The following is a 23,454-nucleotide window of genomic DNA, read 5'->3' as shown; positions in this document are numbered from 1 at the left end:
GATCGGGAACTCAGGCAACGGCCCGAGTTTCTTTCTCCGGCTTGTCCGCCGACAGTTCGCGGATGAATTCCGCGGCAATCTCGGCGACCGGCTGCGGCGATTTCAACCACGACATGTGCCCCAGCCCCGCGTCGACGACCTCCCGCCGCAGCGGCGCCCGGCCGAATTTGCCCACGAGCAGATCCGTTTCACGAATCGAGACGCGCCGGTCGGCCGCGAAATTTATCGCGAGGAGCGGCGTCGCACTGCGGCTCATGGCAGCTTCGTAATCGAACTCCGCCCCGCGCGGCTCGAACTTCCCGGACAACACCATGTTCGCGATGTCGACAGTCAGGCCACGGGTCGGCCGCCCCAGTATCTTGGTGGCGGGCAGCCAGCCGATCCGGGCGATAGCGCCGAACAGCGCCCGGGCGCCCAGCCAGCGCCGCATCGACACCGCCCGCAGCTCCGACACCGGCGCCAACCCCGAGGCCACCAGGATCAGCCCGGCAATGCGCTGATCACGGGCGATATGACAGACAGCGAGCTGGCCACCGAAGCTGTGCGCCAAGACGTAGACCGGACGTCCGGCGGCGAGGCCACGCGCGTACTCGGTGGTCAGGTGGTAGTCGTAGATGACCTGGTCGTGCATGCCGTAGCGGCTCGAACGCCGCGGCCGGGGAAACGAATTCCCCTGACCGTGCAATTCGCCGACCACGACGGTGAAGCCTTGACGGCTGAGTTCCGTCGCCAATCCGGAATACAGTGCACCGGGCGCCGCGATACCGGGCCAGACGACGACAACCGGTGCTTCACCGGTGTGTTCGGCAGGGAATGTATTGACCACGGCGACAGTGCCGTCCGGCAAATCTATGGATCTTGTTGATTGCGTGTCGGACATAATCGGCAGCCCTTTCCGTTCTGGCATCCACTCGAATCCAGTTCTCGCGGATCGATGGCCAGAGATTAGAGGGATTCACTTTTCCCGGGCAATGCCGTGTTCAACCGCGTTCAACTGCGATTCGGTCGTCGGTTGCACGCGGGCTCGCAGCCAGTTCATCGGCGAATTTGCGCCAGCCCGCGGCACATTCGAGCGCGACCTGGGCGACCAGATCGGCGCAGTGTGGCGGTACGGTCATGACCAGTCGTTCGCGGGTGCGCTCGTCGAGCAGCGGCGAACTGAGCAGCCGCAGCAGTGAGCGGCCGGAGCCGGACATCCGCAGGGAGGGGTCGCGATACATCGCACGGAGCAGATCACCGGCGGTCTGCCCACGCACCTGGACCGGCTTCGGGGTGCGCCGGGCGCGCGACGGCACCGGGTCCTCACCGCGGTCCAGCCGAGCCCGGACATCCCGGACCGTGGCCGGGGATATCCCGGCGGCACTGGCGATCTCGCGCAGCGAGGCATCCGGTCGCGCGGCGAGCAATCGGCTGGCCCTGGCCCGGCCGGCGGCGGTGTCGACCGGCCTGACCTTGCCGTCGCGCCCGAGCCTGGCCTCCACCCGCGGGACGGCACCGCGGGAATCGGACCGCATCGCCGCGATCGTCTTCGCCGCGAGGCCGGTGACCGAGGCGAGCACGCGATCCGACCACTGCGGATGAGTCCGCAACAGGCGCAGCGCCGCCGCCGCACGGTCGGCCGACGACAGCGGCAGGCCGTGGTGGACGTTCGCCCGCACCGCCAGCGCGAAGGCGTCCGCCTCACCGCCGTCGAAATACACGATGTCGATCTGCGCATCGCCGCGCAGCTCGGCCGCCCGCAGCCGATGCGCCCCGTCGATCACCCGCATGGTCGGGCGGTGCACCAGGATCGGCGGCAGCCGGTGCTGTGATTCCGCCAGCCGCTCGACATGTTCGGCATCGATACCGCCGATTCGCGGGTGATCCCCGATCCGCAGCGACGCCGTCGCGGCTCGGACCACCTCGCCGTGCCCCGTTCCCCCGATTGCCTGAACTTCCGTACCCGACATGGAACCGGCCGACAGCCGCACCAGAGGTCGATCGCTCGAGTTCATGGTTCCCCTTGTCTCTTAACGGATTTGATGGATGTCGAACACTGCCATCGGAGCCGAGATTAGAACTCGTTCACTCGCGGCGGCCACTGCTGTCACCCGCCGCCACCGGGTACGAACCGATCGGAAACCCATGCCTCTTGTGTGCAAGATCTGTTGTGTAACAACAGCTTTCAATACTCATGAAGAACGGGCGTCCACTCTTCCCCAGATCGCACGTAGCAAGACCTTGCTGCAATAGAACTCGTTACAGTTTCGTTTCGGCGCTTCGCTCCGCGCTCCCGGGGACACTGCGCGGTGCCTCGAAACACCGCCGCGCCGGGATGGTTACTGCGTGTTTGGTTTTCCTCGAGGACCGCTCGAGCCGGGATTCACATACTCGGGACGCGAACAGCGACGTTCGGGATCTGACCCCGAGTAGCCACCGGCTACCTGCACGATTCGGAAGACACCATGAACGCCAATCTGATCGCGGCGGCCCAGCAGTTGGCCGCGCCGGGGGCACCGGACGGGCAACGACGGGTACTGGCCATGTTTCCCGGGCAGGGATCGCAGCGGGAGGGGATGGCCGCGCATTTGATCCGTGAGCATCCGGAGACCGCGGGGGCCGTGTTCGAGCGGGCCGACGAGTGCCTGGGGCTGCCGATGCGGGCGCTGTGCACGGAGGCGGACGCGGAGCAGTTGCGGGCCACCGAGGTGGCGCAGCCGGCGATTCTGGCCACGGCGCTGGCCACCTTCGAGGTGCTGCGGGCCGAGGGGTTCGCGCCCGATCTGGTCGCCGGGCACAGTCTCGGGGAGTTCGCGGCGCTGGCCGCGGCCGGGGTGCTCGATCTCGCCGACGCGTTGACCCTGGTGCGGTTGCGGGGTGAGCTGATGGCCGAGATCGCGGCGGCGGTGCCGGGCGCGATGACGGCCGTGTCCGGGGTGGACGCGGGGCGGATCGAGGAGATCTGCGCGGGCGTGGACGGGGTCGTCGAGCTCGCCAACTACAACGCGCCGGACCAGTCGGTCATCTCGGGGACGGCGGAGGCGGTCGCGGCCGCCACCGAGCTGCTGCGCGAAGCCGGGGCGGGCTCTTTGGTCGCGCTGCGGGTCGGCGCGCCGTTCCACTGCTCGCTCATGGCGTCGCTCGAGGAGCGATTCGCCGCCGGGCTGCACCTGGCCGACTTCCGCGATCCCACCACCGCCGTCATCAGTTCCGTGACCGCACAACCGATTTCGAGCGGCAAAGAGGCGCGGGAACTGTTGCGCCGCCAGCTCACCGCCCCGGTCCGCTGGATCGAGGTGATCGGCACCGCCGCCGAACTCGGCTGCACCGACTACCTCGAGATCGGGCCCGGACGCGTGCTGTCGGGGCTCGCCAACCGCATGGTCGGCGACGCCACCGTGCGCAGCACCCAGGACGCTCGCCGCATCGCCGCGGCCGTCGCCGAATACGCCTGAGCCAGGCCGGATCCGGCCCGACTCCCACCGATCACACCCCTGCGGCAGGCGCCGCAGGGGTCCCCGACCAACCCCTCACCCAGAAAGAAGGAATCACCATGCCCGAAACCACCACCGACTTCGCGCCCGCCGTCACCGACGCGATCGCCGACGCCCTCGGCATCGACCAGTCCGAGGTGACCCTCGACGCCACCCTGATCGACGAGCTCGGCGCGGAATCCATCGACCTGCTCGACATCCTGTTCCGCATCCACCGCGACACCGGCGTCAAGATCGCCGTCGCCGACGTGCAGGAACTGCTGCAGGGCGGCATCCCCGACGACGAGTTCGGCGACGAGAACGAGATCGTCTCCGAGATCGGGCTCGCCCACCTGGAGAAGGTGCTGCCGCAGTTCGACCGCAGCAAGCTCAACGGCCCGCTGCGCGGCGAGCAGGTGCTCGGCCTGGTCACCGTGCGCAACCTGGTCGACCTGGTCGCCCAGCGCGCCGCCGCACCGGCCGAGGCCGAAGAGGTCGCCTGATGCCGGAACAGGATTTCGCCGGCAAGGTCGCGCTGGTCACCGGCGCGTCCCGCGGCATCGGCCGGGCCGTCGCACTGACCCTGGCCCGCCGCGGCGCGGCGGTCGCGGTGAACTACCGCTCCCACAAGGACGAAGCCCTCGAGGTGGTCGCCGAGATCGCGGAATTCGGCGGCCGCGCGGTCGCCATCGGCGCGGACGTGTCCGAGCTGGCGGCGGCCAAGGATCTGGTGGAGCAGACCCGGGATCAATTGGGCGGCTTGCACATTCTGGTCAACAACGCGGGCATCACCCGCGACGGTCTGCTGCACGACATGGATCCGGCCGAATGGTGGAAGGTCATCCAGGTCAACCTGGGCGGCGCCTTCAACTGCACGCACGCCGCGGCCGGGCACCTGATGTCCCAGGGCGAGGGCGCGATCGTGAACGTCTCGTCGATCATGGGCGAGAAGGGCCTCACCGGGCAGTCGAACTACTCCACCTCCAAGGGCGCGATGAACGCGCTCACCCTGGCCTGCGCGGTGGAGATGGCCCGGTTCGGGGTGCGGGTGAACGCCGTACTGGGCGGCGTCATCCCCACCGATCTCATCGGCGACCTGCTGCAACGCGACAACGGGAAGGGCCGCACCCATGTCCCGATGCGCCGCTACGGCGATGTGGGACAGGTCGCGGAGGCGGTGGCCTGGCTTGCGAGTCCGGCCGCCGACTACGTCACCGGAGAACTGCTGCGCGTCGACGGCGGTCTCGCGGTGCAGCTCAGCAACGGCCGCCTGGTCTCCCGCTGAACACCCCGGCATCCCGCTGAATCGGAAAGGACGTGACTGCCATGCGATTTCATCTCATCGACCGAATCGAGTCCTGGGAACCGTTGCAGCACATCACGGCTCGCAAACTCACCTCGGTCTACGAGAACGTCTGGCAGCCGTCCGCCACCGGCCCCGTGCTGCCCTTCGGCCTGGCCCTCGAGGCGCTGTGCCAGGCCGGGGCCTGGCTCGTGCTGCTCAGCTCGGCGCACACCAAACGCGCCGCGCTGCTCACCGTCGGCCAAGTCACCATGCACCGCGACGCGGTACCCGGTGACGTGCTGCGGATGACGGCCCGGGTGGTGCACGCGACGCCGGAGGCGGCGGTGGTGGACGGCTGGATCGAGGTCGACGGCGAGCGGATCATGGACGCCCGCAACATCATGTGCGCCCTCATCGACGCCGACCGGCTCGACGACCCGGCCGACACCGAACGGATGGCGCGCCACCTGCTCGGCGAGGAGCTGGTCGGATGAGCACCCCGGCCGGACGCCGGCGGGTGGTGGTGACCGGCGTCGGCGCGGTCACGCCGCTCGGCGTGGACGCGCCGTCCACCTGGGACGGACTGGTGGCCGGGCGCAATGCCATCGGCCCGCTGACCACCTTCGACTGCACCACCTTCCCGGTCCGGATCGCCGGGCTGGTCCCGGACTCCTTCGATCCGGTCACCGCGATCCCGGCCGCCGCCGACCGGCGCTGGGTGTCCCGGCCCGGCCTGTTCGGGCTGGCGGCGGTCGGCGAGGCCCTGCGTTCCGCGGGCCTGGCCGACGAGCAGCCCTACCCGCCCTCGGATCGCGGGGTGGCCATGGGCGCGAGCGTGGGCCGGCCCGACCTGGAGATGGTGCTACGGGTCTCCGAATTGCGTTCCCGCACCGGGAAACCCGACGCGTTCGTGCGCCCCGCGCCGTCGGCCACCCTGACCGGCAATCAGAACCTGGCCCTCAACGCCATGGTCCGGCTGATCGGTGCGACCGGTCCGATGGTGGGCATCCACACCGCCTGCGCCGGATCCGGGCACGCCCTCGGCGAGGCCTTCCGGCTGATCCAGGAGGGCGACGCCCGCATGATGGTGGCCGGCGGCTACGACTCGCTCACCACCTGGGCCGACATCCTCGGCTTCGGGCTGCTGGGCGCGATGACCGACCGCTACAACGACAATCCCGGCGCCGCCTCCCGTCCCTTCGACGCCGACCGCAGCGGATTCGTGATCGGCGAGGGCGCGGTGTCCTTCGTCCTCGAGGACCACGACTCCGCGGTCGAGCGCGGCGCGCCGATCCTGGGCGAGCTGCTCGGCTACGGGTCCACCATGAACGCCTGGCGGATCACCGACTCGCCGCCGGACGGGGCGGGCGCGATCGAGGCGATGGAATCCGCGCTGACCGAATCCGGTTTGGGCACCGCAGATATCGACTACATCGCGGCGCACGGCACCAGCACGCCCGGCAATGACGTCTCCGAGACCCGGGCCATCAAGAAGGTGTTCGGCGACGACGCCTACCGGCTGGTGGTGTCCTCGCCCAAATCCATGGCCGGGCACCTCACCGCCGGGGCCGCGGCCCTGAACCTGCTGGCGGCGCTGGGCGCGATCCGGGACGCGGTGGTGCCGCCCACCCTCAATCTCGACACCCCGGACCGGGCCCTGGATCTCGACTACGTCCCCCATCGCGCGCGCCGGATGCCGGTGCGCGCGGCCATGATCAACGCCCTCGCGTTCGGCGGTTCCAATACCTGCCTCGTGGTGGGCGCACCCCCGAACACCCCCGAACTCAGGGAGCAGCCATGACCGCGTCCCACCCCGCGCCCGCCGACCTCCCGGCGGCGGGCATCGGCACCCCGGGATTCGATCGAATCCTGGTGGTGGACCCCGGCGTTCGCGCCGAGGCCCTGCTGAACGTGACCGGCACCCTGCCGTTCTTCGACAGCCACTTCCCGCGCCGCCCCATCCTGCCCGGCGTACTGCTGACCGAGAGCCTGATCGCGCTGGCCGTCATGGCCGCCGGTGATCCGCTGCTGCGGCTGCGCGCCGCCGACGGGCTGCGCTTCCGGCGCTTCATCACGCCGGGCGATCAGGTGCACCTGACCGTCGAAAGCGTCAGCACCGGAACCGATCCGGACGAGTCGGTGTGGCGGGCGACCGCCACGGTGGACGGCAAGACCGCCGCCGCCATCAAGAACCTGCGCCTGGCGCGTCGGCCGATCGCCGCGGTGACCGGCGATTCCGCCGCGGCGATCGGCAACCCCGCCCAATCGACGCCGGTCGCGAACGGCCTTGCCGCCGAGGTGCAGTCGTGACCGCGCGCCGCGTGGTGATCACCGGCGTCGGCCTGGTCACGGCGCTCGGTGAGGGCGCCCGCGAGACCTGGGACGCGCTGGTGGCGGGCCGCACCGGCATCGCACCGCTGCGCGCCTACGACCCGTCGCCGCTGCGCACCCGGCTCGGTGCGGAGATCCCCGACTTCGATCCGGGCAAGTTCCTGTCGCTGCGCTCCATGCGCACCTCCACCCGCGGCGACCAGTACGGCGTCGCGGCCGCCACCCTCGCACTGCGCGACGCCGGGCTCGAGCGCAGCGACCTCGGCCACCGCACCGGGCTGTATCTCGGTGGCAACAAGGACATCTGCCAGCGCGACGACTCGATCGCCGACATGGAGGCCATCCGCGGCGCGGACGGCGCGCCGGACATGCGCAAGCTGGGCGAACTGGCCCGGTCGATCGTGCCGCCGCTGGCGTACGTGGAGGGTTTGCAGAACGGCGGGACCTACCACATCTCCTCGCTGTTCGGCCTGCGCGGACCCAATGCCTTCTACGCGGGCGCGGCCGATTCCGGTGCGACCGCGATCGGGCGGGCCATGCGCGCCATCCGGCGCGGGGAGGCCGATCTGGCCGTGGCGGGCGGCTACGACGACGCCACCAACTGGTGGGCCATGGCCAAGCTCGACGGGCTCGGCGTGCTGTCACCGCGAAACGACCTGGACGCCAAGGCGTTCCGGCCGTTCGATCGCGAGCACACCGGCTCCGTGATCGGCGACGGCGCGGCCATCCTGGTGCTCGAGGACCTCGATCGGGCGCTGGGGCGCGGCGCGCACATCTACGCCGAACTCGCGGGCTACGGCATGGGCAACGACTGCGTGCGCCCGCCCGCCTCCGATCCCGACGGCCGCGGCCTGGTCCGGGCCATCACGGCGGCGCTGTCGGATGCCGATGCGGCGGGCCCGGATTGCGTGTTCTCCCACGGCTGCGCCACCACGCTCGGCGACACCAGCGAGGTGCGGGCGCTGCGCACCGCCCTCGGCGGGGCCGCCGACCGGGCGGCCGTGACCAGTGTCAAACCCCAGACCGGGCATCTGGTCGGCGGCGCGGGCGCGCTCAATGCCGCCCTGGCGGCGCTGGCCCTGGACTCCGGCGTGGTGCCCGCCACCGCCAATCACGAGAACCCGGCCCCCGGATGCGATCTCGACATCGTCACCGGTGCGGCCCGGCACGCACGACCGAGGGTCGCGCTGGCCCTGGCCCGCGGCCTGGAGGGCCAGGCCGTGGCGCTCACCCTCACCCAATCGAACTGATCGACAGGACTTTCGGCCATGCACGAAACCCATCGTCCGGCGCCCCGGCGCATCGTGATCACCTCGCTCGGCGCGATCACCGCCCACGGCGCCGGCGCGGAGGAACTGTGGCAGCGGGTGCGCGGCGGCGAGGTCGCCATCCGGCCGCTGCGCGAATTCGCCGTCGCCGGACTGCCCGCGGCCATCGGCGGCGAGATCCTCGACCCGCCGCGCCCCAAATACGACTACCTGGCCCCGCTCGGTCTCACCGACCCCGAACCGGCCATCGACTACGCGCTCATCGCCGCCGAGGAAGCCATGGCGGGCGCGGGATTGGGCGTGCTGGAGGCGGGTGCGGCGCCCCGCCCGGACGCGCTGCCCGCGCACCGGTGGGGTGTGGCCTTCGGCAGCTGCAACAGCGGGATCCGCAGCGCCGAGAAGGCGGTCCGCCGCGCGGTCGACGCCGGGCGCACGGTCGGCGCGGACGAACTGGGGCTCGGCGACGACCGGCACCTGCTGCTGGTGTCACCGCAGTTCTGCGCGGAAGCCCTCGGCGCGGCGTTCGGCCTGAAAGGCCCGGTGCTGTCGGTCAATACGGCCTGCGCGTCCAGCGCCCACGCCCTGGCCCACGCCGTCGAGCAGATCCGCGCCGGACGCGCGGACGCCATGCTGGTCGGCGGCAGCGACGCGCTCAGCGAGATGGCGTACTACGGCTTCAACAGCGTCGAATCGCTGTCCTCGCGACCGGCGCGGCCGTATTCCCGTGACCGCGACGGACTCTCGCTCGGCGCGGGCGCGGGCATGATGGTGCTGACCTCCGCCGAGGTGGCCCTCGCGGCCGGGGCCCCGATCGTCGCCGAGGTGCTCGGCTACGGCATGTCCGCCGACGGATACCACGCCACCGCACCGCATCCCCAGGGCGCGGGCGCGGCGCGGGCCATCCGCGCCGCCATCGACACCGCCGGGCTCACCCCCGCCGACGTGCCGTACATCAACGGGCACGGCACCGGGACCCCGAAGAACGACTCGGCCGAGAGCAACGCGGTCCGCGCCGCCCTCGGCGACGCCGCCCAGGACGTGGTGCTGAGCAGCACCAAATCCATGATCGGCCACCTGCTCGGCGCGGCCGGGGCCGTCGAAGCCATCGTCACCATCCTCGGCCTGCGCGACGAGATGATCCCGCCGACAGCCGGTTTCGCCGAGACCGACCCGGCGTGCGGACTGGATCCCGCGCCGAACCAGGCCCGGGCCCTGCCCATGCGGGTCGCCGCCTCGAACAATTTCGCCTTCGCCGGGGCCAACGCCTGTGTGGTGTACGGGCGGCCCGCCGAAACCCACGGCGAACTCATACCCGGCGAGGTCGACGAGGTCATCGTGACCGGGATCGGCGTGCTCATCGGTGAGGCGGCGGATGCCGAACAGCTCTGGGCCGCATGGCGGGCCGGGGCCGGAGTCGCCGAGTCGCACAACGGGTTGCGGGTGGTGCGAGTGGGCACCGATCCGGGGGCGACCATTCCGGCGAAGGCGCGGCGGCGGATGGACCGCCTCGGTCAATTGGCCGTGGCGACCAGCGAGCAGGCGCTCACGGCGGCCGGGCTCACCGCCGACGAGAGCGTGGGCGTGGTGCTCGGCACCGGTGTCGGGCCGATGAGCAGCATCTCCCGGTTCTTCGAGCCGACGGTGCTGGGCGGTCCGCTGCAAGGCAATCCGGCCATCTTCCCCAATACCGTCTTCAATGCCGCCGCCGGGCAGGTGGCGATGGCGCTGGGCGCGAAGGGACCGACCTCGACGCTCACCTCGGGTCACGCCGCCGGCGCCGCCGCGCTCGGCACCGCCTTCGACCTGCTGCGGGCCGGACGCGCCGACGCCGTCCTGTGCACCGGCGCGGACGAGCTCTCGCCCTACGCGCTCGACGCCTACCGGGGCGCGGGAGTGTTCACCGGTCGTCACGGCCGCGAATTCCAGCTCGCCGAGGGCAGCGTCACCCTGCTGCTGGAACGGGCCTCGACGGCGCGGGCCCGCGGGGCCACCCCGCTGGCCGTGCTCGCGGGCTACGCCACCACCTGCGATGCGCTCGGCATCGCGCGCTGGGATCCACGCGGGCACGGGGTGGAGCGGGCCATGCTCGACGCCCTCGCCGCGTCCGGGGTGAAACCGGAAGACGTGACCGCGGTCTGGACCGGCGCGGCGGGGCTGCCCGCGGTGGACGGTCCCGAGCGCCGGGCCGTCGATCGGCTCGGCCTGAACCCGGCCTGTGCCCGGCACGAGCCGAAGCGGGTGCTCGGCGATCCCATCGGCGCGGGCGCGCAACTGGCCGCGGCGCTGGCCATCACCTCGTGGGCGCACGGCGCGAACCAGGGCCCGGTGCTGGTCAACGGCTCGTCACTGGGCGGCACCCACACCAGTTTCGTGCTGACCCACCCCGCGGCCACACCGCGGTGACCCCACGCACCCACCCACTCGTGAACGCACACCTCGAATCGTGAACGGAGACACCATGCCGAACCTCGACACCCGCCACGTGTCGATCCTGTCCACCGGCTCCTACCTGCCCGGGGACCCGATCGACAATGCCACCCTCGAGCGCCTGTGCGGGCCCATGCCCGCCGAGGTGCTCGACAACATCCAAGTACGGCAACGGCATTGGATCATCGACCCCGCCACCGGCCGCCACACCACCGGCACCTCCGCCATGGCCACCACGGCGGCGCGGCGCGCGCTGGCCCGCGCCGACATCGACCTGGCGGAGGTGGACCTGCTGGTCATGTCCTCGGCCAGCCCGGAATACCAGCTGCCCGCCGTGGTCACCTACGTGCAGGAGCAGCTCGGACTCGCGCACTGCGCGTCCATCGAATTCCGCGCCGCCTGCACCGGTTTCGTACAGGGCCTCGACTACGCGCGCCGCCTGCTCGCGGACGGCACCTACAAGACGGCCGTGGTGATCGGCGCGGAATCCATTTCGCCGCTGCTGGTTCCGATGTACCTCGGCATGGACCCCGAACTGGTGCGCATGCGCGACCGGCTGGTCATCAACTCCTTCGGCGACGGGGCCGGGGCGGTCGTGCTGCGCGCCGGCGAACCCGGCAGCGCCGACCCGAACGGCGAATTCCATTTCGCCACCGCCTGTCTCGGCGGCGACCGCAAGCCCGGCATGCAGATCGTCGGCGGCGGCACCCACGAGCCGGTGTTCGATCAGGCCAAGCGCAAGCGCCTGGTGGAGATGAAGCTCGACGTGAACGGGACCGCCACCTTCGGGCCGCAGGTGTTCGTGGCGGGCATGAAGGACATGCTGGCGCGCACCGGGCTCACCGTCGCCGAGATCGACGCCTGCGTGCTGCCCGAGGGCAATGCCGACTACTTCACCGCCGAATTCGACGCCGCCGGAGTCTCTCCCGAGGACCAGGCGGTGCTGGCCAAGAACATCGTCGAGAACCTCGCCACCGTCGGCGCGACCGGCTCGGCGGCGGTGCCGCTGGCCCTCGACGACGGCTGGGTCCAGGGCCGGGTCCGACCCGGCGACCAGGTGCTGCTGCTCGCCGTGGAGGCCAGCCGCTACCTCTACGCCGGTCTGTCGCTGCGCTGGGAAGCCCCGTTCGCCGAATCCGCCGAGGTGATCGACCATGTCGCCTGATCACGTGTTCACGGCCGAGGAGAACGCGCGCATCATCCGCCGCGTCTTCGACGAATTCGTCAACCAGGGCGACTTCTCGGTGGTCGACGAGATCTACTCCCCCGACATGGTCGACCACCAGCCGCTGCCCGGCGCGCCCGACGGCACCGCGGGGGTCAAGTACACCATCGCCGGTCTGCGCGAAGGCTTTCCGGACCTGCACGTCACCATCGAGGCACTCAGCGCGCACGCCGACTACGTGGTCATCCACAACACCTGGCGCGGCACCTTCACCGGCGAATTCCTCGGCATGGACCCCACCGGGGAGGCCATCGAGTTCAAGGGCGTGGTGGTGTGGCGGCTGGCCGACGGCCTCATCCACGAACGCTGGGGCATCGGCGTGGAATCCGCCATGCTCGAGGCGCTCGGCCTGGGCTGGCTGATGTCGGGCGCGCTGGGACGCAAGGGCCGGCGCCGCAAGGGCGGCGGCATGGACCTCGCGGAACTGGCGGCCACCGTGTCGTCCTTGACGGAAGCGGCGGCCCCGACCGAAGCGGGCCGGCCGTGACGCAGCGGCCACTGACGGTTCTCATCTCGGGCGGCGGCATCGGCGGCCTGGCCGCGGCCCTCGCGCTGCGACAGCGCGGCCTCCGCGTGCGGGTCTTCGAACGGGCCACCGAACTGCGCGACGGCGGTGCGGGACTGCACATCTGGACCAACGGCACCATCGCGCTGCAACGCCTCGGCGTGCTGCGCGAGGTGCTCGAGACCGCCCCCGTGCAGCAGATCACCCACTTCGGGACCTGGCGCGGGGACCTGTTCGGCGCGTGGCCGGTCGGCGGGTTCATCGAGAAGTACGGTTGCCCGACCATCGCGGTCGAGCGGTCGGTGCTGCACCGGATCCTCAGCGCGGCGGTCACCGCCACCCGCGAGGACGCCGAGATCCGCACGGGCGCAGCGGTCGTCGGCTTCGAACAGGACGACACCGGGGTCACTGTCGAACTGTCCGACGGCGAGCGGGTCCGCGGTGATGTCCTCATCGGCGCGGACGGCATCAACGGCATGGTCCGCAACGGACTGCTCGGCATGTCCCGGCCGCGCTACACCGGCTACATCGCCTGGCGCGGCAAAGCCGAACTGCGACACGAGAAGATCCCGACCGGCACCTTCTACGCGCTGTTCGGCCCCGGCACCCGATTCACCTTCTACGACGTCGCCCCCGGCGTCGTGCACTGGATGAGCGTGGCCAACGGCCAACCCGGCGGCCACGACGACGGCGACCCCAGAGAGATACTGGCGCAACGACATCGGGGCTGGATGGCCCCGGTCGAGGAGATCCTGGCCGCCACCCCGCCCGAGGCCATCATCCGCGGCGACGTCCTGGACCGGGCCCCCGACAAGCGCTGGGGCGCCGGCCGGGTCACGCTGCTCGGCGACGCCGCCCACCCGATCACCTTCAATATCGGCCAGGGCGCGTGCCAAGCCCTCGAGGACGCCCTCGTCCTGGCCGAGGAACTCGACACCACCGACCCCGCGACCGCGTTGCGCCGCTATGAGAAACAGCGCCGCGCCCGCACCGCCGGACTCCAGAAGGTGGCCTGGCGCATCGGCCGCCTCGGCGCGGTGGAGAACCCGCTGCTCATCCGGCTGCGCGAATTCGGCATGCGGCTGGTGTGGCCGTGGCTCGTCTTCCGCATCGCCGAACGCGACCAGATCGCCTACGCCACCCGCTGGCGCACCCCCGAACCGACCGCATCACTGCAGAAAGACGGTGTCTGACATGAAGCAATCCCAGACCGAGGCCGACTTCTTCGGCGACTTCGCCGAATCCTGGTGGGACGACGACTCCGCCATGAAGGGGCTCACCTCCTTCCAGCGCCCGCGCTTCGAGTACTTCGACAAGTACGTCCAGGACTGGGCGGGCAAGAAGGTGCTCGACGTCGGCTGCGGCGGCGGCTTCACCACCGAATACCTGGCCGGGCGCGGCGCCGAGGTGAGCGGGATGGACCCCTCCGCCCGGCTGGTCGCCGCCGCCCGTGCGCACGCCGAATCGACCGGCAAGAACATCGAGTACTCCGTCGGACGGGCCGAGGCGCTGCCCTACGCGGACCACACCTTCGACGTCGTCACCTGCGTGGACGTGCTCGAGCACGTGGACGACCCGGCCATGGCGGTGCGGGAGATCGCGCGGGTGCTCGAGCCCGGCGGAATCTTCTGCTACGACACCATCAATCGGACCCTGCTGGCCCGCATCGTGATGATCTGGATCCCGGAGTACCTCACCGGCATGGTCGCCCGCGGCACCCACCATCACCACCAGTTCATCAAACCCGCCGAGCTGGCCCGCCACCTCGACGCCGCCGGGCTGAAGCCGCTGGCCAAGCAGCGCGGGCTGACCATCCTCGGCAAGAAGCGCGACGGCAACCTGATCATGTTCACCACCGCGGACCTGTCCTCCACCTATATCGGCGCGGCGGTGCGCTCGTGAAGGCGGTCTTCTACCGGCGCTACGGCGACGCGTCGGTCCTCGAATACGGTGAGCTGCCCATCCCGAAGATGGCGCTCGACGGGGTGCTGCTCGACGTGAAGGCCGCCGCGGTCAACCCGATCGACTGGAAGGCCCGCGAGGGCTACCTGGATCCGTTCGCCGACACCGTCTTCCCCATCGTCCCGGGCGCGGACGTGTCGGGCGTGGTGCGCGAGATCGGCATCGGCGTCAACGAATTCGCGGTCGGCGACGAGGTCGTGGGCTGCGTGCGCGAGGACTACCTGAGCCGCGGCAGCTTCGCCCAGGTGATGCCCGCGCCGGTGCGGGCGCTGGCGATCAAACCGCCGAACATGGGCTGGGCCGAGGCCGCCGCCATGCCGCTGGCCGCGCTCACCTCCTACCAGGCCCTGGTGCGGGTGCTCGACGTGCAGCGCGGGGAGACCGTGCTGGTGCACGGCGCGGCCGGTGGCGTCGGCAGCGTGGCGGTGCAGATCGCGGTGCACCTGGGTGCGCGGGTGATCGGGACCGCCAGCGAGCGCAATCACGACTTCCTGCGCGAACTGGGCGCGGAACCGGTGAATTACACCGTGGGGCTGGCCGATTCGGTCCGCGCGCTCGCCCCCGACGGGATCGACGTGCTGCTCGACGCGGTCGGCAAACGCATCCAGCGCACCGTGCTGCCGCTGCTGGCCCCGCACGGCCGGTTCGCCTCCGTGGTCGATCCGAAGGCCCGCGAGCTCGGCGGCTCCTACGTCTTCACCCGGCCCGACACCGGCGACCTGCCCGTGGTCGCCGCGCTCGCCGCCAAGGGCGTGTTCCGGGTGCCGGTCGGCGCGGTCTTCCCGCTGCCCGAGGCCGCCGGCGCGCATCTGCTCAGTCAGGGCGGACACGCCCGCGGAAAGGTCGTGGTCGCCGTGGACGAGGCCGCCTGCCGGGAGGAAAACCCTAACGATGAACGGTAATTCGATGCTAGCCCACCGCCGTGTGCAGGGCATGGTCCGGCAGATGGCCTGGTCGCAGGCGCTGGCCCGGATCGCCATCGGCACCGGCATGCTCACCCAGCCCGCCACGGTCTCCAAATCGTGGTCGGGCGAATACGACGACAACGCCTCCTCGCTGCCCACCCGCGCGTTCGGCACCCGCGACGTGGTGATCGGGCTGGGAACCGTGTGGTCACTGCGGCGCGGGCACCCCGTTCGCCACTGGTTCGTGCTCGGCGTCGCACTCGAACTGGTGGACGCCACGGTGACGCTGAACAAGCGCGGGCGCCTCGGCGTGACCGGGCCGCCCGACACCTGGGAGTTGCTCACAGCAGCGGGATTGGCCGGCGGAATTCTGGTAGCCGCGGCGTTGCGGGAGTAGCGAACCCCCTACCGCCCCATAACCGATCACAACGCACGCCGGGCGAGAACTGGCCATCGCCACAATCACATTTCGGTGAAATGTCTTGCACCACACGGTGCAACATAATGTTCACGACAATTTGCGACGATCACCACTACCGACGCCGAGGTGGAGAATCGGCGGTAGCCGTTCTCGCCCTTGGCCATTCGCCGAGGATTTGCTAATGGAAATTCTGTTCCAGTCAGCCATAGGTATTTCAATTCTGACGACCGCGGTCGTCTACGGCACCGATTTTTTCTGCGCCCTGGTGCTGCGGACGGCCTTCGCCCGCATCGACGACCGCGCCCTGGCCGCCGTCACCGGCCGGATCCACGAGGTCGCCGACAAGCGCATGCCGATCCCGGGCGCGGTCGGCGTGGTCGCCGCGGTCGTGGCCACCGGCCTGGCGTTTCTCGACGGCAAGACCGCCGCGGGGGGCTTCGCGGCACTGGCCGTCGCCGTGCTGGCCGTCTGGCTGGGCATCTACGCCCGGATCAGCGCGCCGGTCAACAAGCAGCTCACCGCCGCGGTCATCGCCGACCGCGTCCCCGCCGACGTCCGCGAGATGCAGGGCACCTGGGACAGCGTCATCGTCGTCCGCGTCGTCCTGCAGGGAATCGCCCTGGTCGCACTCTTTCTCGCGGCGCTGTCCATGTAATGGGCTGCGCCGCAACCAAACCAGGGGGGGAAGTTAGGCGTCACAATGATCCAGTTCAAGCTCCTGGGCCCGGTACAGCTCCACGTCCACGGCAAACCCGTCGACCTCGGGCCGCCCCGGCAGACCAGCCTGCTGGCGGCGCTGCTGGTGGATTCGGGCCGGCCGCTCTCCATCGACACGCTCATCGACCGCGTGTGGGGTGATTCCCCGCCGGTCGCAGCCCGCGACGCCGTCTACACCTACGTCGCCCGGCTGCGGGGGGTGCTCACCGAGGCCACCGCCGGGCACGGCGGCCCGCCCGTCCAGGTCAACCGCGGCTCGGGCGGCTACACCCTGTCCACCCCACCGGATTCCGTCGACCTGCGGCACTTCATGGACCTGGTGGACCGGGCCCGCGCCACCGACATCGACGACCCCGGCCGCGTCGAACAACTCGCCGCGGGGCTGAACCTGTGGAACGGCAGCGCCATGACCGGACTGGACAGCGAATGGGCCCGGCGACTCAGCGACTCGCTGCACCGGCTCAAGCACGAGGTCACCGCCGACTGGGCCGACGCCGAGATCCGGCGCGGCAACCATTCGCTGGTGATCAACCGGCTGCACACCGCCCTGCTCGAGGAACCGCTCGTGGAAGGGTTGCAGGAGCGGCTGATCCGCGCCTACTTCCTCAATGGCGAGACCGCCCAGGCGCTGCGGCAGTACGAGCTGGCGCGACGGCTCATCGCCGACGAACTCGGCGCCGACCCCAGCCCCGGCATGCGGGACCTGCACTGCCAGATCCTGCGCGGCGACCCGCCCACCGTCACCCTCGGCATCGCGCCCGACATGGTGCCGCTGGCCCCGCTCGGATTCAGCGGGCGCGACGCCGAACTGGCCACCCTCACCGGCATGCTCACCGACGATCCCTCCCCGCGTCCCGTCCTGGTCACCGGCGGCGCGGGCGTCGGCAAGACCGCACTCGTGCTGCAGGCCGCCGACTGCCTGCGCGACCGCTTCCCCGACGGGATGCTGTTCGCCGACCTGGCCGAAGGACCGAACACCACCCCGGAGACGGTGCTCGGCCGACTGCTCACCGCGCTCGGCATCCCCGCCGACGCCCTGCCCCCCACCCTCGCCGAACGCGCCAACCTCTACCGGGCGCGGCTGGCGCGGCGACGTGTCCTGGTGATCCTCGACAATGCCGTCACCGAATCGCAGATCATCCCGCTGCTGCCCGCGGGCGGATCCAGCACAGCGCTGATCACCAGCCGATTCGCCCTGGGGCTCACCACCGTCCGCACCTACGTCCTGCACGAGCTGTCCCGCACCCAGGGCCTGCAGATGCTGGTCGCCACCGTCGGGCGGGCCCGGGTGCTGCCCGAATGGGAGGACGCGGGCAGCGTCGCCGACCACTGCTCGGGCATCCCGCTGGCCCTGCGCGCCGTCGCCTGCCGCATGTCGGCGCGACCGCACTGGACCTTCGCCCGCATGCTGGCCCGGATCAGCGACGAACAACGCCGCCTCGAAGTCGTGTCCTACCAATCCCTCGACATCCGCGCCAGCCTCGACCTCACCTTCGACCGGCTCGACAGCACCGCCGCCGGCGTCTTCCGCGACCTCGGCCACCACACTTCCGCCGGAACCGAATTCATCGCCCCCGACCACCCCGAACTCAGCGCCGACGAGGTCGAGGACGCCCTGGACCGGCTCGTCGACGCCTACCTGCTCTCCGAGGTCGGCCGCGACGACGCCGACCGCGCCCTCTACCGAATGCTCGACATCCACCGCATCTACGCCAAGCACCTGGGAGACTGACCATGCCGCGTTCCGTGCAACACACCACCCCGTACCCGTACAGCGACGTCCAGTTCCACCGCGCCCTCGGCTCCCGGGACTACTGGGAACAGCGCATTCGCGAAATCGACGGCGCCGACGCCGAATTGGCCGCCTTCGAGGTCACCCCGAACCGCACCCTGGTCACCGTCAACACCGTCATCCCGGCCTCGTCCCTGCCCGGCCCGGCCGCCAGGTTCCGGCCCGATGGCGTGCGCTACACCTACAGCGAGACCTGGTCCGAACCCGCCGACGGTATCGCCCGCGGGCGGATGGACGGGCAGGTCGAGGGCATGACCATCAAACTCGGCGCCGACCTGGTGCTGCGACGCACCGGCAACGGGTGCGAATTCACCATGGCCGGGCAGATCGAAGCCCGGGTTCCCCTGATCGGCAGGCTCATCGAAGCCGATATGGGCAAGACGTTCACCAGCACCGCGGCCGCCATCGACGAGTTCACGATGAAGTGGCTGGAGAACGCGGCATGAGCCTTCCCGTTCTCATCACCGGCGCGACCTCGGGGCTCGGCCTCGAAACCGCGAAAATCCTCGCCGCCAAGGGTGTTCCCCTGATCCTCGGATGCCGTGACACCGAGCGGGCGGAGGCCGCTCGGCAGCGGATCCGGGAACACGCGCCCACGGCGCGGGTGGAACTGCTGGAACTGGAACTGGCGTCCCTGGATTCGGTCGGGGCGGCGGTGGAAACCCTGCACCGCCGGGAACAGCCGCGACTCGGCGCGATCGTGTGCAATGCCGGACTCCAGATCGTGGACAAGGTGCGCAGCTCCGAGGACGGCTACGAATTGACCTTCGCCGTCAATCATCTCGGGCATTTCGCGCTCGTCACCGGATGCGCGGACCTGCTCGACGCGGGGTCACGGGTCCTCGTGGTGTCCAGCGACGTGCATCAGGGGCCGCGCAAATCGATGGGATTCCCCGCGCCGCAGTGGCGCGCACCCCGCGAACTCGCCACTCCCGGTGACGGTTCCGGACGCGACGGGCGGGTCGCCTACGCGACCAGCAAGCTCGCCAATGTGTACTTCGCCTACGAGCTGGCCAACCGGTGGGGCGACCGCGGGATCACCGTCAACGCCTTCGATCCCGGGCTGATGCCGGAAACCGCTCTCTCCCGGGGCTATTCGGCACCCGCCCGCATCGGGTTCCGGCTGCTCGCGCCGGTGCTCATCCGGGTCATGCCCATCGCCCGCACCGTCGCCCGCTCGGCCGCCGACCTGGCCTGGCTGATCACCGGACCCGACCTCGCCGACACCACCGGCAAATACTTCACCGGCGCGACCGAAGTGCCCAGCGCACCCGAGTCCTACGACCCCGAGCGGGCCGCGGAACTGTGGCAGGTCTCCGAGGACCTGGTCCGGACCGCGCGGCGGGTGCCGCCCGCCGAACGGCGGTGAGCCCGCGTGCTGCTCGCCATCGCCCACTTCGCCCAGCGTCGCGCGCGTGCCGTCCTGGTGCTCGCGGGGCTCGCCGCGATCCTGTGCTACGCCATCGGATGGTCGGCGCCGATGCACCTGAAATCCGGTGGGTTCCAGGCGCCGGACTCCGAATCCACCTGGGTCGACCGGTATCTCGAAGACCACTTCCCCGGCGCGGCGCCGAATGTCGTGCTGGTGCTCACCGCGCCCGACGGAATCGACACGCCCGCGGCCACCACGGTGGGGCAGCGGATCACCGATGAACTGAAGGCGAACCCGGATCTCCAAGGGGTGCAGTCGTATTGGAGCGTACCCACCGAGATGCGCACCGCGCTGCGCAGCACCGACCGACACAGCGCGGTCCTGGTGGCCTACGCGCGCGGCGACGACACCGCCGCACCGAAACTCGCGGGCACCCTGGCCGACAAGTACAACGGCGGCCAGGACGGGGTCCAGGTCCGGGCCGGCGGTGAGGCCGTCGCGCTCGCGCAGATGAGCAAGCAGATCACCCTCGACCTGGTGCTCATCGAATCCATCGCGATCCCCCTGGCGGGCATCGCGCTGGTGCTGGTGTTCGGCAGCCTCGTCGCGTCCATGCTGCCGTTGCTGGTCGGCGTGGTCACCATCGGCGCGGCGCTGGCCGTGCTGCGGGTGCTGGCGGCGGTCGGCGACGTCTCCATCTTCGCGCTCAATATGACCACGGCACTGGGGTTCGCGGTCGCGCTGGACTCCAGCCTGTTCATGGTGAGCCGGTTCCGGGAGGAGATCGCGGCGGGCTCCGACACCGTCGACGCGGTGGCCCGCACCGTCCGCACCGCCGGGCGCACCGTGCTGTATTCCGGTCTGACCGTGGCGCTTTCCCTCGCGGCGCTGCTGGTGTTCCCGCTGTACTTCCTGCGGTCGTTCGCCTACGCGGGGCTCGCGGTGCTCGCGGCGGCGGTGTTCACCACGCTGCTGGTACTGCCCGCGGCGCTGGCGCTCATGGGCCATCGGGTCGAGGCGCTCGACGTGCGGCAGTGGCTGCGCCGGCGGCTCGGCCGCCCCGACCCCGCACCCCAGCCGGTGGAGCGGGACCGGTGGTATCGCTTCGCCATGGGCGTCATGAAGCGGCCGGTCATCGCGATCGTGGCCGTGGTCGCGGCACTGCTGCTGCTCGGAGCGCCGTTCCTCGGCGTGCGCTTCGGATGGGCCGACGATCGGGTACTGGCCTCCGGATCCAGCCGGGAGGTCGGCGACGCCTCACGTACCGGCTTCTCGGAGAACCTCACCGCGGGGATCCTCGCGGTCCTGCCCGACACGCACGGTGACACCGCACGGGTCGCCGAGTACGCGCGCAGCCTCTCGCTGGTGCCGGGCGTCAGTTCGGTGCTGTCCAGCGGTGGAGCCTTCGGCGGCGGAATGCCGCTGGCCGGAGCACAACCCGTGATGGCCGGGGACGCGGGCACATACCTGCGCATCGGCACCCGCCTCGACCCGTACTCGACCGCCGCCACCGAACAACTCGACCGGCTCCAGGCCGTGCCCGCGCCCGGGCCGGTGCGGTTCGGCGGGCCCGCCGCACGCAACGCCGACTCGGTGCACGCGCTCGCCTCCCGAGTTCCCCTGGCGCTCGCCCTGATCGCGGTGTCGATGTTCCTGGTGCTGCTGGTGTTCACCGGCAGCGTGGTGCTGCCGATCAAGGCACTCGTGCTGACGGTGCTGTCACTGACGGCCACCTTCGGCGCGATGGTGTGGATCTTCCAGGACGGGCACCTGTCGGGCGCACTGGGATTCACGCCGACCGGGTACCTGGTGCCCACCATGCCGATCCTGATGTTCTGCCTGGCCTTCGGGGTGTCGATGGACTACGAGGTGTTCCTGCTGTCCCGGATTCGGGAGGAGTACCTCACCTCTGGGGAGACCAGCCGCGCCGTCGCGGTCGGAATCGCCCGCACCGCGCGCATCTTCACCGCGGCCGCGGCACTGCTCGCCATCGCGTTCGTCGGGATGGTGTTCGCGCACGTCTCCTTCGTCCAGCTGTTCGGCCTGGGACTCACCCTGGCGGTACTGGTCGACGCGACCGTCATCCGCACCATCCTGGTGCCCGCCCTGATGCAGACCATGGGGCGGCTCAACTGGTGGGTGCCCGGACGCGCGCGAACACCCGCGCCGGAGCCGGTGACAACCTAGCCCGAATCAGCCGATGTACCGGTCCCGCCCAGCGTGACCGGTACATTGCCGGGCGTGGGTAAGCCGAATCGCAAGCATCGGGCCGCCAAGCAGCGGGCGCGGCAGGGCGGGGCCGAATTCTGGCCGGCGGCAGGCGGCGAGCCACCGACGTCGGAGGAGATCGGCAACGCGGTGCTGGCCGCCGCCATGGCTTCCGCGCGGATCGGCGCGGGCAGCAAGACGCCGCGCGGCGATTCGGTGATCGCCGCGCGGTTCGCCGAGCAGACCGCGGCGCGCGAGCTGCCCGCACCCGATCTGGGGTACGGCGTGCACCTCGCCGGACGGCACATCATCAAGCGGGTCTTTCAGCACGGGTGGCTGCCCGGGGACGTGCAACAGGCCGCGCAACGGCGGGTCGACGACTTCGCGGTCAGCTTCCTGGTCGACGTGATGGCCGACTACGTGCGGCCTTTCGCGCCCGCGACCATGGACGAGACATGGGTCGAGCAGATCCGGGCGATCGAAGCCGACACCTGGTGGTCGGACTCCGAACCGCATTTCGGGCAGTGGGCGGCCAAGCACATGCTGACCGTGGCGGAGGCGGTCACGACCGTCGTCGAGGCGCTCGCGCTGCTGCTTCTGCTGCCGGAGCTGGAACTCATCCGGCCGTTGCCGGGAACCGCGCGGCCACGGGGCAGCGTGCACCATCACGTGGACGAGAAGGTGCTCGGGCGGGTTCGGGGGCTGCTCGCCAAGGCCGAATCGACCTCCTTCCCCGAGGAGGCCGAAACACTGTCGGCCAAGGCGCAGGAACTGATGACCAAGTACGCGCTCGATCGGGTGCTGGTCGACGCCGACGCCTCCGTCCCCGATCTGCCGGGGGCGCGGCGCATCTGGCTCGAGACGCCCTATGTCGATGCGAAGGCACTGCTGGTCAATGTGGTCGCCGGGGCCAATCGCAGCCGTGCGATCGTAGCCTCCGCCTGGGGATTCGTGACCATCGTCGGCGACGAGGCGGACCTCGAGGCGATCGAGCTGCTGACCACCTCGCTGCTGGTCCAGGCTACCCGGGCGATGATCGCGAGCGGCAATCAGGAAACCCGCGGCGACGAGGCGCGCAGCCGGATGTTCCGGAAATCGTTCCTGGTCGCCTATGCCGCCCGCATCGGCGAGCGGCTCGCGGCGGCCACCGCGGCCACCATCGCGGAATCGCCTGAGCCGGAACGCTTGCTGCCGGTGCTGGCCTCGCATCAAGTCGCCGTCGACAGAGCCTTCGACACCCTGTTCCCGCAGGCCCGAAATCGGGGCATCACCATCCGCAGCGCCGAGGGCTGGGAGGCGGGGCGAGCCGCCGCCGACCGCGCCCGACTCGACGGGCAACGACGCACCGACCGGTAGCCCACCCGCACGTTCTGGTCGGTCGGTATCATCACCCACCAGAAGATCACCTTCACCGACAACGGCAACGGCACGGTGAACGAGCACATCACCTTCACCGCCAACCCGGTCCTCATCGGCTTCACCGCCGACAACGGCATCTCCTCCCACAAGGCCTACCAAGCGGCCTTGAAGCGAGACATCGAAAACGGCACCCTCTGACCCTCGCGCCCACCGCCCCGGCGTGAA

At 70.6% G+C, this 23,454-nt stretch carries 23 protein-coding genes; 21 read left to right on the top strand and 2 right to left on the bottom strand.

Annotated elements, in window-relative coordinates:
- Window positions 1-10: 10 nt before the first annotated feature.
- Both ACWEOI_RS22535 and ACWEOI_RS22530 read right to left on the bottom strand, forming a co-directional pair.
- Window positions 11-847 carry an alpha/beta fold hydrolase gene (locus ACWEOI_RS22535; RefSeq protein ID WP_452360878.1) on the bottom strand — a complete coding sequence of 279 codons (837 nt, stop codon included), beginning with the start codon at window positions 845-847 and terminating at the stop codon, window positions 11-13.
- 133 nt (window positions 848-980) lie between these two features.
- Complete coding sequence (locus ACWEOI_RS22530; RefSeq protein WP_433667283.1) at window positions 981-1,994, bottom strand: ParB/RepB/Spo0J family partition protein; 1,014 nt, start codon at window positions 1,992-1,994, stop codon at window positions 981-983.
- Window positions 1,995-2,444: 450 nt separating this feature from the next.
- Here ACWEOI_RS22530 and fabD point away from each other — a divergent pair, with 450 nt between their 5' ends.
- The 21 genes from fabD to ACWEOI_RS22425 all read left to right on the top strand — a co-directional run bounded on the left by fabD (window position 2,445) and on the right by ACWEOI_RS22425 (window position 23,427).
- Window positions 2,445-3,434 carry an ACP S-malonyltransferase gene (gene fabD, locus ACWEOI_RS22525; protein ID WP_433667285.1) on the top strand — a complete coding sequence of 330 codons (990 nt, stop codon included), beginning with the start codon at window positions 2,445-2,447 and terminating at the stop codon, window positions 3,432-3,434.
- Window positions 3,435-3,532: 98 nt separating this feature from the next.
- Window positions 3,533-3,955 (top strand): acyl carrier protein, encoded by a 423-nt coding sequence (locus tag ACWEOI_RS22520; RefSeq protein WP_357086477.1) that lies wholly within the window; start codon window positions 3,533-3,535, stop codon window positions 3,953-3,955.
- On the top strand, window positions 3,955-4,737 hold the full coding sequence (locus tag ACWEOI_RS22515; RefSeq protein ID WP_357086479.1) for an SDR family NAD(P)-dependent oxidoreductase: 783 nt from the start codon (window positions 3,955-3,957) through the stop codon (window positions 4,735-4,737). The genes ACWEOI_RS22520 and ACWEOI_RS22515 overlap by 1 nt, the downstream gene beginning before the upstream one ends.
- A gap of 41 nt (window positions 4,738-4,778) precedes the next feature.
- Window positions 4,779-5,231, top strand: coding sequence for a hypothetical protein (locus ACWEOI_RS22510; protein ID WP_452360877.1), 453 nt, complete (start codon window positions 4,779-4,781; stop codon window positions 5,229-5,231).
- Window positions 5,228-6,538: a beta-ketoacyl-[acyl-carrier-protein] synthase family protein gene (locus ACWEOI_RS22505; protein ID WP_452360876.1), complete on the top strand. Its 1,311-nt coding sequence runs from the start codon at window positions 5,228-5,230 to the stop codon at window positions 6,536-6,538. The genes ACWEOI_RS22510 and ACWEOI_RS22505 overlap by 4 nt, the downstream gene beginning before the upstream one ends.
- Window positions 6,535-7,047, top strand: a complete 513-nt coding sequence (locus tag ACWEOI_RS22500; protein ID WP_452360875.1) for a 3-hydroxyacyl-ACP dehydratase FabZ family protein — start codon at window positions 6,535-6,537, stop codon at window positions 7,045-7,047. Before ACWEOI_RS22505 ends, ACWEOI_RS22500 begins: the two co-directional genes overlap by 4 nt.
- Complete coding sequence (locus ACWEOI_RS22495) at window positions 7,044-8,318, top strand: beta-ketoacyl-[acyl-carrier-protein] synthase family protein (RefSeq protein WP_452360874.1); 1,275 nt, start codon at window positions 7,044-7,046, stop codon at window positions 8,316-8,318. The genes ACWEOI_RS22500 and ACWEOI_RS22495 overlap by 4 nt, the downstream gene beginning before the upstream one ends.
- Window positions 8,319-8,336: 18 nt before the next feature.
- Window positions 8,337-10,739, top strand: coding sequence for a beta-ketoacyl synthase N-terminal-like domain-containing protein (locus tag ACWEOI_RS22490; protein WP_452360873.1), 2,403 nt, complete (start codon window positions 8,337-8,339; stop codon window positions 10,737-10,739).
- 55 nt (window positions 10,740-10,794) lie between these two features.
- Complete coding sequence (locus tag ACWEOI_RS22485) at window positions 10,795-11,928, top strand: 3-oxoacyl-[acyl-carrier-protein] synthase III C-terminal domain-containing protein (RefSeq protein ID WP_452360872.1); 1,134 nt, start codon at window positions 10,795-10,797, stop codon at window positions 11,926-11,928.
- Window positions 11,918-12,475 carry an ester cyclase gene (locus ACWEOI_RS22480; RefSeq protein ID WP_452360871.1) on the top strand — a complete coding sequence of 186 codons (558 nt, stop codon included), beginning with the start codon at window positions 11,918-11,920 and terminating at the stop codon, window positions 12,473-12,475. The genes ACWEOI_RS22485 and ACWEOI_RS22480 overlap by 11 nt, the downstream gene beginning before the upstream one ends.
- Window positions 12,472-13,686, top strand: a complete 1,215-nt coding sequence (locus ACWEOI_RS22475) for an FAD-dependent monooxygenase (protein ID WP_452360870.1) — start codon at window positions 12,472-12,474, stop codon at window positions 13,684-13,686. Before ACWEOI_RS22480 ends, ACWEOI_RS22475 begins: the two co-directional genes overlap by 4 nt.
- 1 nt (window position 13,687) lies before the next feature.
- Window positions 13,688-14,395 carry a bifunctional 2-polyprenyl-6-hydroxyphenol methylase/3-demethylubiquinol 3-O-methyltransferase UbiG gene (gene ubiG, locus ACWEOI_RS22470; protein WP_433667302.1) on the top strand — a complete coding sequence of 236 codons (708 nt, stop codon included), beginning with the start codon at window positions 13,688-13,690 and terminating at the stop codon, window positions 14,393-14,395.
- Entirely contained in the window at window positions 14,392-15,357 is a 966-nt protein-coding gene (locus ACWEOI_RS22465) for a zinc-binding dehydrogenase (protein WP_433667303.1), read from the top strand. The genes ubiG and ACWEOI_RS22465 overlap by 4 nt, the downstream gene beginning before the upstream one ends.
- A gap of 4 nt (window positions 15,358-15,361) precedes the next feature.
- Entirely contained in the window at window positions 15,362-15,757 is a 396-nt protein-coding gene (locus tag ACWEOI_RS22460; RefSeq protein WP_357278846.1) for a hypothetical protein, read from the top strand.
- 205 nt (window positions 15,758-15,962) lie between these two features.
- Window positions 15,963-16,436 carry a DUF1772 domain-containing protein gene (locus ACWEOI_RS22455; RefSeq protein WP_452360869.1) on the top strand — a complete coding sequence of 158 codons (474 nt, stop codon included), beginning with the start codon at window positions 15,963-15,965 and terminating at the stop codon, window positions 16,434-16,436.
- A 45-nt stretch (window positions 16,437-16,481) separates the two neighbouring features.
- Window positions 16,482-18,230, top strand: a complete 1,749-nt coding sequence (locus ACWEOI_RS22450; protein ID WP_433673440.1) for a BTAD domain-containing putative transcriptional regulator — start codon at window positions 16,482-16,484, stop codon at window positions 18,228-18,230.
- 2 nt (window positions 18,231-18,232) lie between these two features.
- A complete protein-coding gene (locus ACWEOI_RS22445; protein ID WP_452360868.1) occupies window positions 18,233-18,736 on the top strand; it encodes a DUF2505 domain-containing protein in 504 nt (167 codons plus the stop codon).
- Window positions 18,733-19,659, top strand: coding sequence for an SDR family NAD(P)-dependent oxidoreductase (locus ACWEOI_RS22440; protein WP_452360867.1), 927 nt, complete (start codon window positions 18,733-18,735; stop codon window positions 19,657-19,659). Before ACWEOI_RS22445 ends, ACWEOI_RS22440 begins: the two co-directional genes overlap by 4 nt.
- A 6-nt stretch (window positions 19,660-19,665) precedes the next feature.
- Window positions 19,666-21,849: an MMPL family transporter gene (locus ACWEOI_RS22435; protein WP_452360866.1), complete on the top strand. Its 2,184-nt coding sequence runs from the start codon at window positions 19,666-19,668 to the stop codon at window positions 21,847-21,849.
- Between the two features lie 54 nt (window positions 21,850-21,903).
- Window positions 21,904-23,226: a DUF2786 domain-containing protein gene (locus ACWEOI_RS22430; RefSeq protein WP_452360865.1), complete on the top strand. Its 1,323-nt coding sequence runs from the start codon at window positions 21,904-21,906 to the stop codon at window positions 23,224-23,226.
- A gap of 75 nt (window positions 23,227-23,301) precedes the next feature.
- Entirely contained in the window at window positions 23,302-23,427 is a 126-nt protein-coding gene (locus ACWEOI_RS22425) for a hypothetical protein (RefSeq protein ID WP_452360864.1), read from the top strand.
- Window positions 23,428-23,454: the final 27 nt, after the last annotated feature.

Source organism: Nocardia sp. NPDC004340 (assembly GCF_053602575.1).
This window is presented reverse-complemented; position numbering and strand designations above follow the sequence as displayed.

Bases quoted from the DNA above. Each gene is read 5' to 3' on its own strand.
- ACWEOI_RS22530 (WP_433667283.1), bottom strand. From the start codon at position 1,994: ATGAACTCGAGCGATCGACCTCTGGTGCGGCTGTCGGCCGGTTCCATG.
- fabD (WP_433667285.1), top strand. From the start codon at position 2,445: ATGAACGCCAATCTGATCGCGGCGGCCCAGCAGTTGGCCGCGCCGGGG.
- ACWEOI_RS22520 (WP_357086477.1), top strand. From the start codon at position 3,533: ATGCCCGAAACCACCACCGACTTCGCGCCCGCCGTCACCGACGCGATC.
- ACWEOI_RS22515 (WP_357086479.1), top strand. From the start codon at position 3,955: ATGCCGGAACAGGATTTCGCCGGCAAGGTCGCGCTGGTCACCGGCGCG.
- ACWEOI_RS22510 (WP_452360877.1), top strand. From the start codon at position 4,779: ATGCGATTTCATCTCATCGACCGAATCGAGTCCTGGGAACCGTTGCAG.
- ACWEOI_RS22505 (WP_452360876.1), top strand. From the start codon at position 5,228: ATGAGCACCCCGGCCGGACGCCGGCGGGTGGTGGTGACCGGCGTCGGC.
- ACWEOI_RS22500 (WP_452360875.1), top strand. From the start codon at position 6,535: ATGACCGCGTCCCACCCCGCGCCCGCCGACCTCCCGGCGGCGGGCATC.
- ACWEOI_RS22490 (WP_452360873.1), top strand. From the start codon at position 8,337: ATGCACGAAACCCATCGTCCGGCGCCCCGGCGCATCGTGATCACCTCG.
- ACWEOI_RS22485 (WP_452360872.1), top strand. From the start codon at position 10,795: ATGCCGAACCTCGACACCCGCCACGTGTCGATCCTGTCCACCGGCTCC.
- ACWEOI_RS22480 (WP_452360871.1), top strand. From the start codon at position 11,918: ATGTCGCCTGATCACGTGTTCACGGCCGAGGAGAACGCGCGCATCATC.
- ubiG (WP_433667302.1), top strand. From the start codon at position 13,688: ATGAAGCAATCCCAGACCGAGGCCGACTTCTTCGGCGACTTCGCCGAA.
- ACWEOI_RS22460 (WP_357278846.1), top strand. From the start codon at position 15,362: ATGCTAGCCCACCGCCGTGTGCAGGGCATGGTCCGGCAGATGGCCTGG.
- ACWEOI_RS22455 (WP_452360869.1), top strand. From the start codon at position 15,963: ATGGAAATTCTGTTCCAGTCAGCCATAGGTATTTCAATTCTGACGACC.
- ACWEOI_RS22450 (WP_433673440.1), top strand. From the start codon at position 16,482: ATGATCCAGTTCAAGCTCCTGGGCCCGGTACAGCTCCACGTCCACGGC.
- ACWEOI_RS22445 (WP_452360868.1), top strand. From the start codon at position 18,233: ATGCCGCGTTCCGTGCAACACACCACCCCGTACCCGTACAGCGACGTC.
- ACWEOI_RS22440 (WP_452360867.1), top strand. From the start codon at position 18,733: ATGAGCCTTCCCGTTCTCATCACCGGCGCGACCTCGGGGCTCGGCCTC.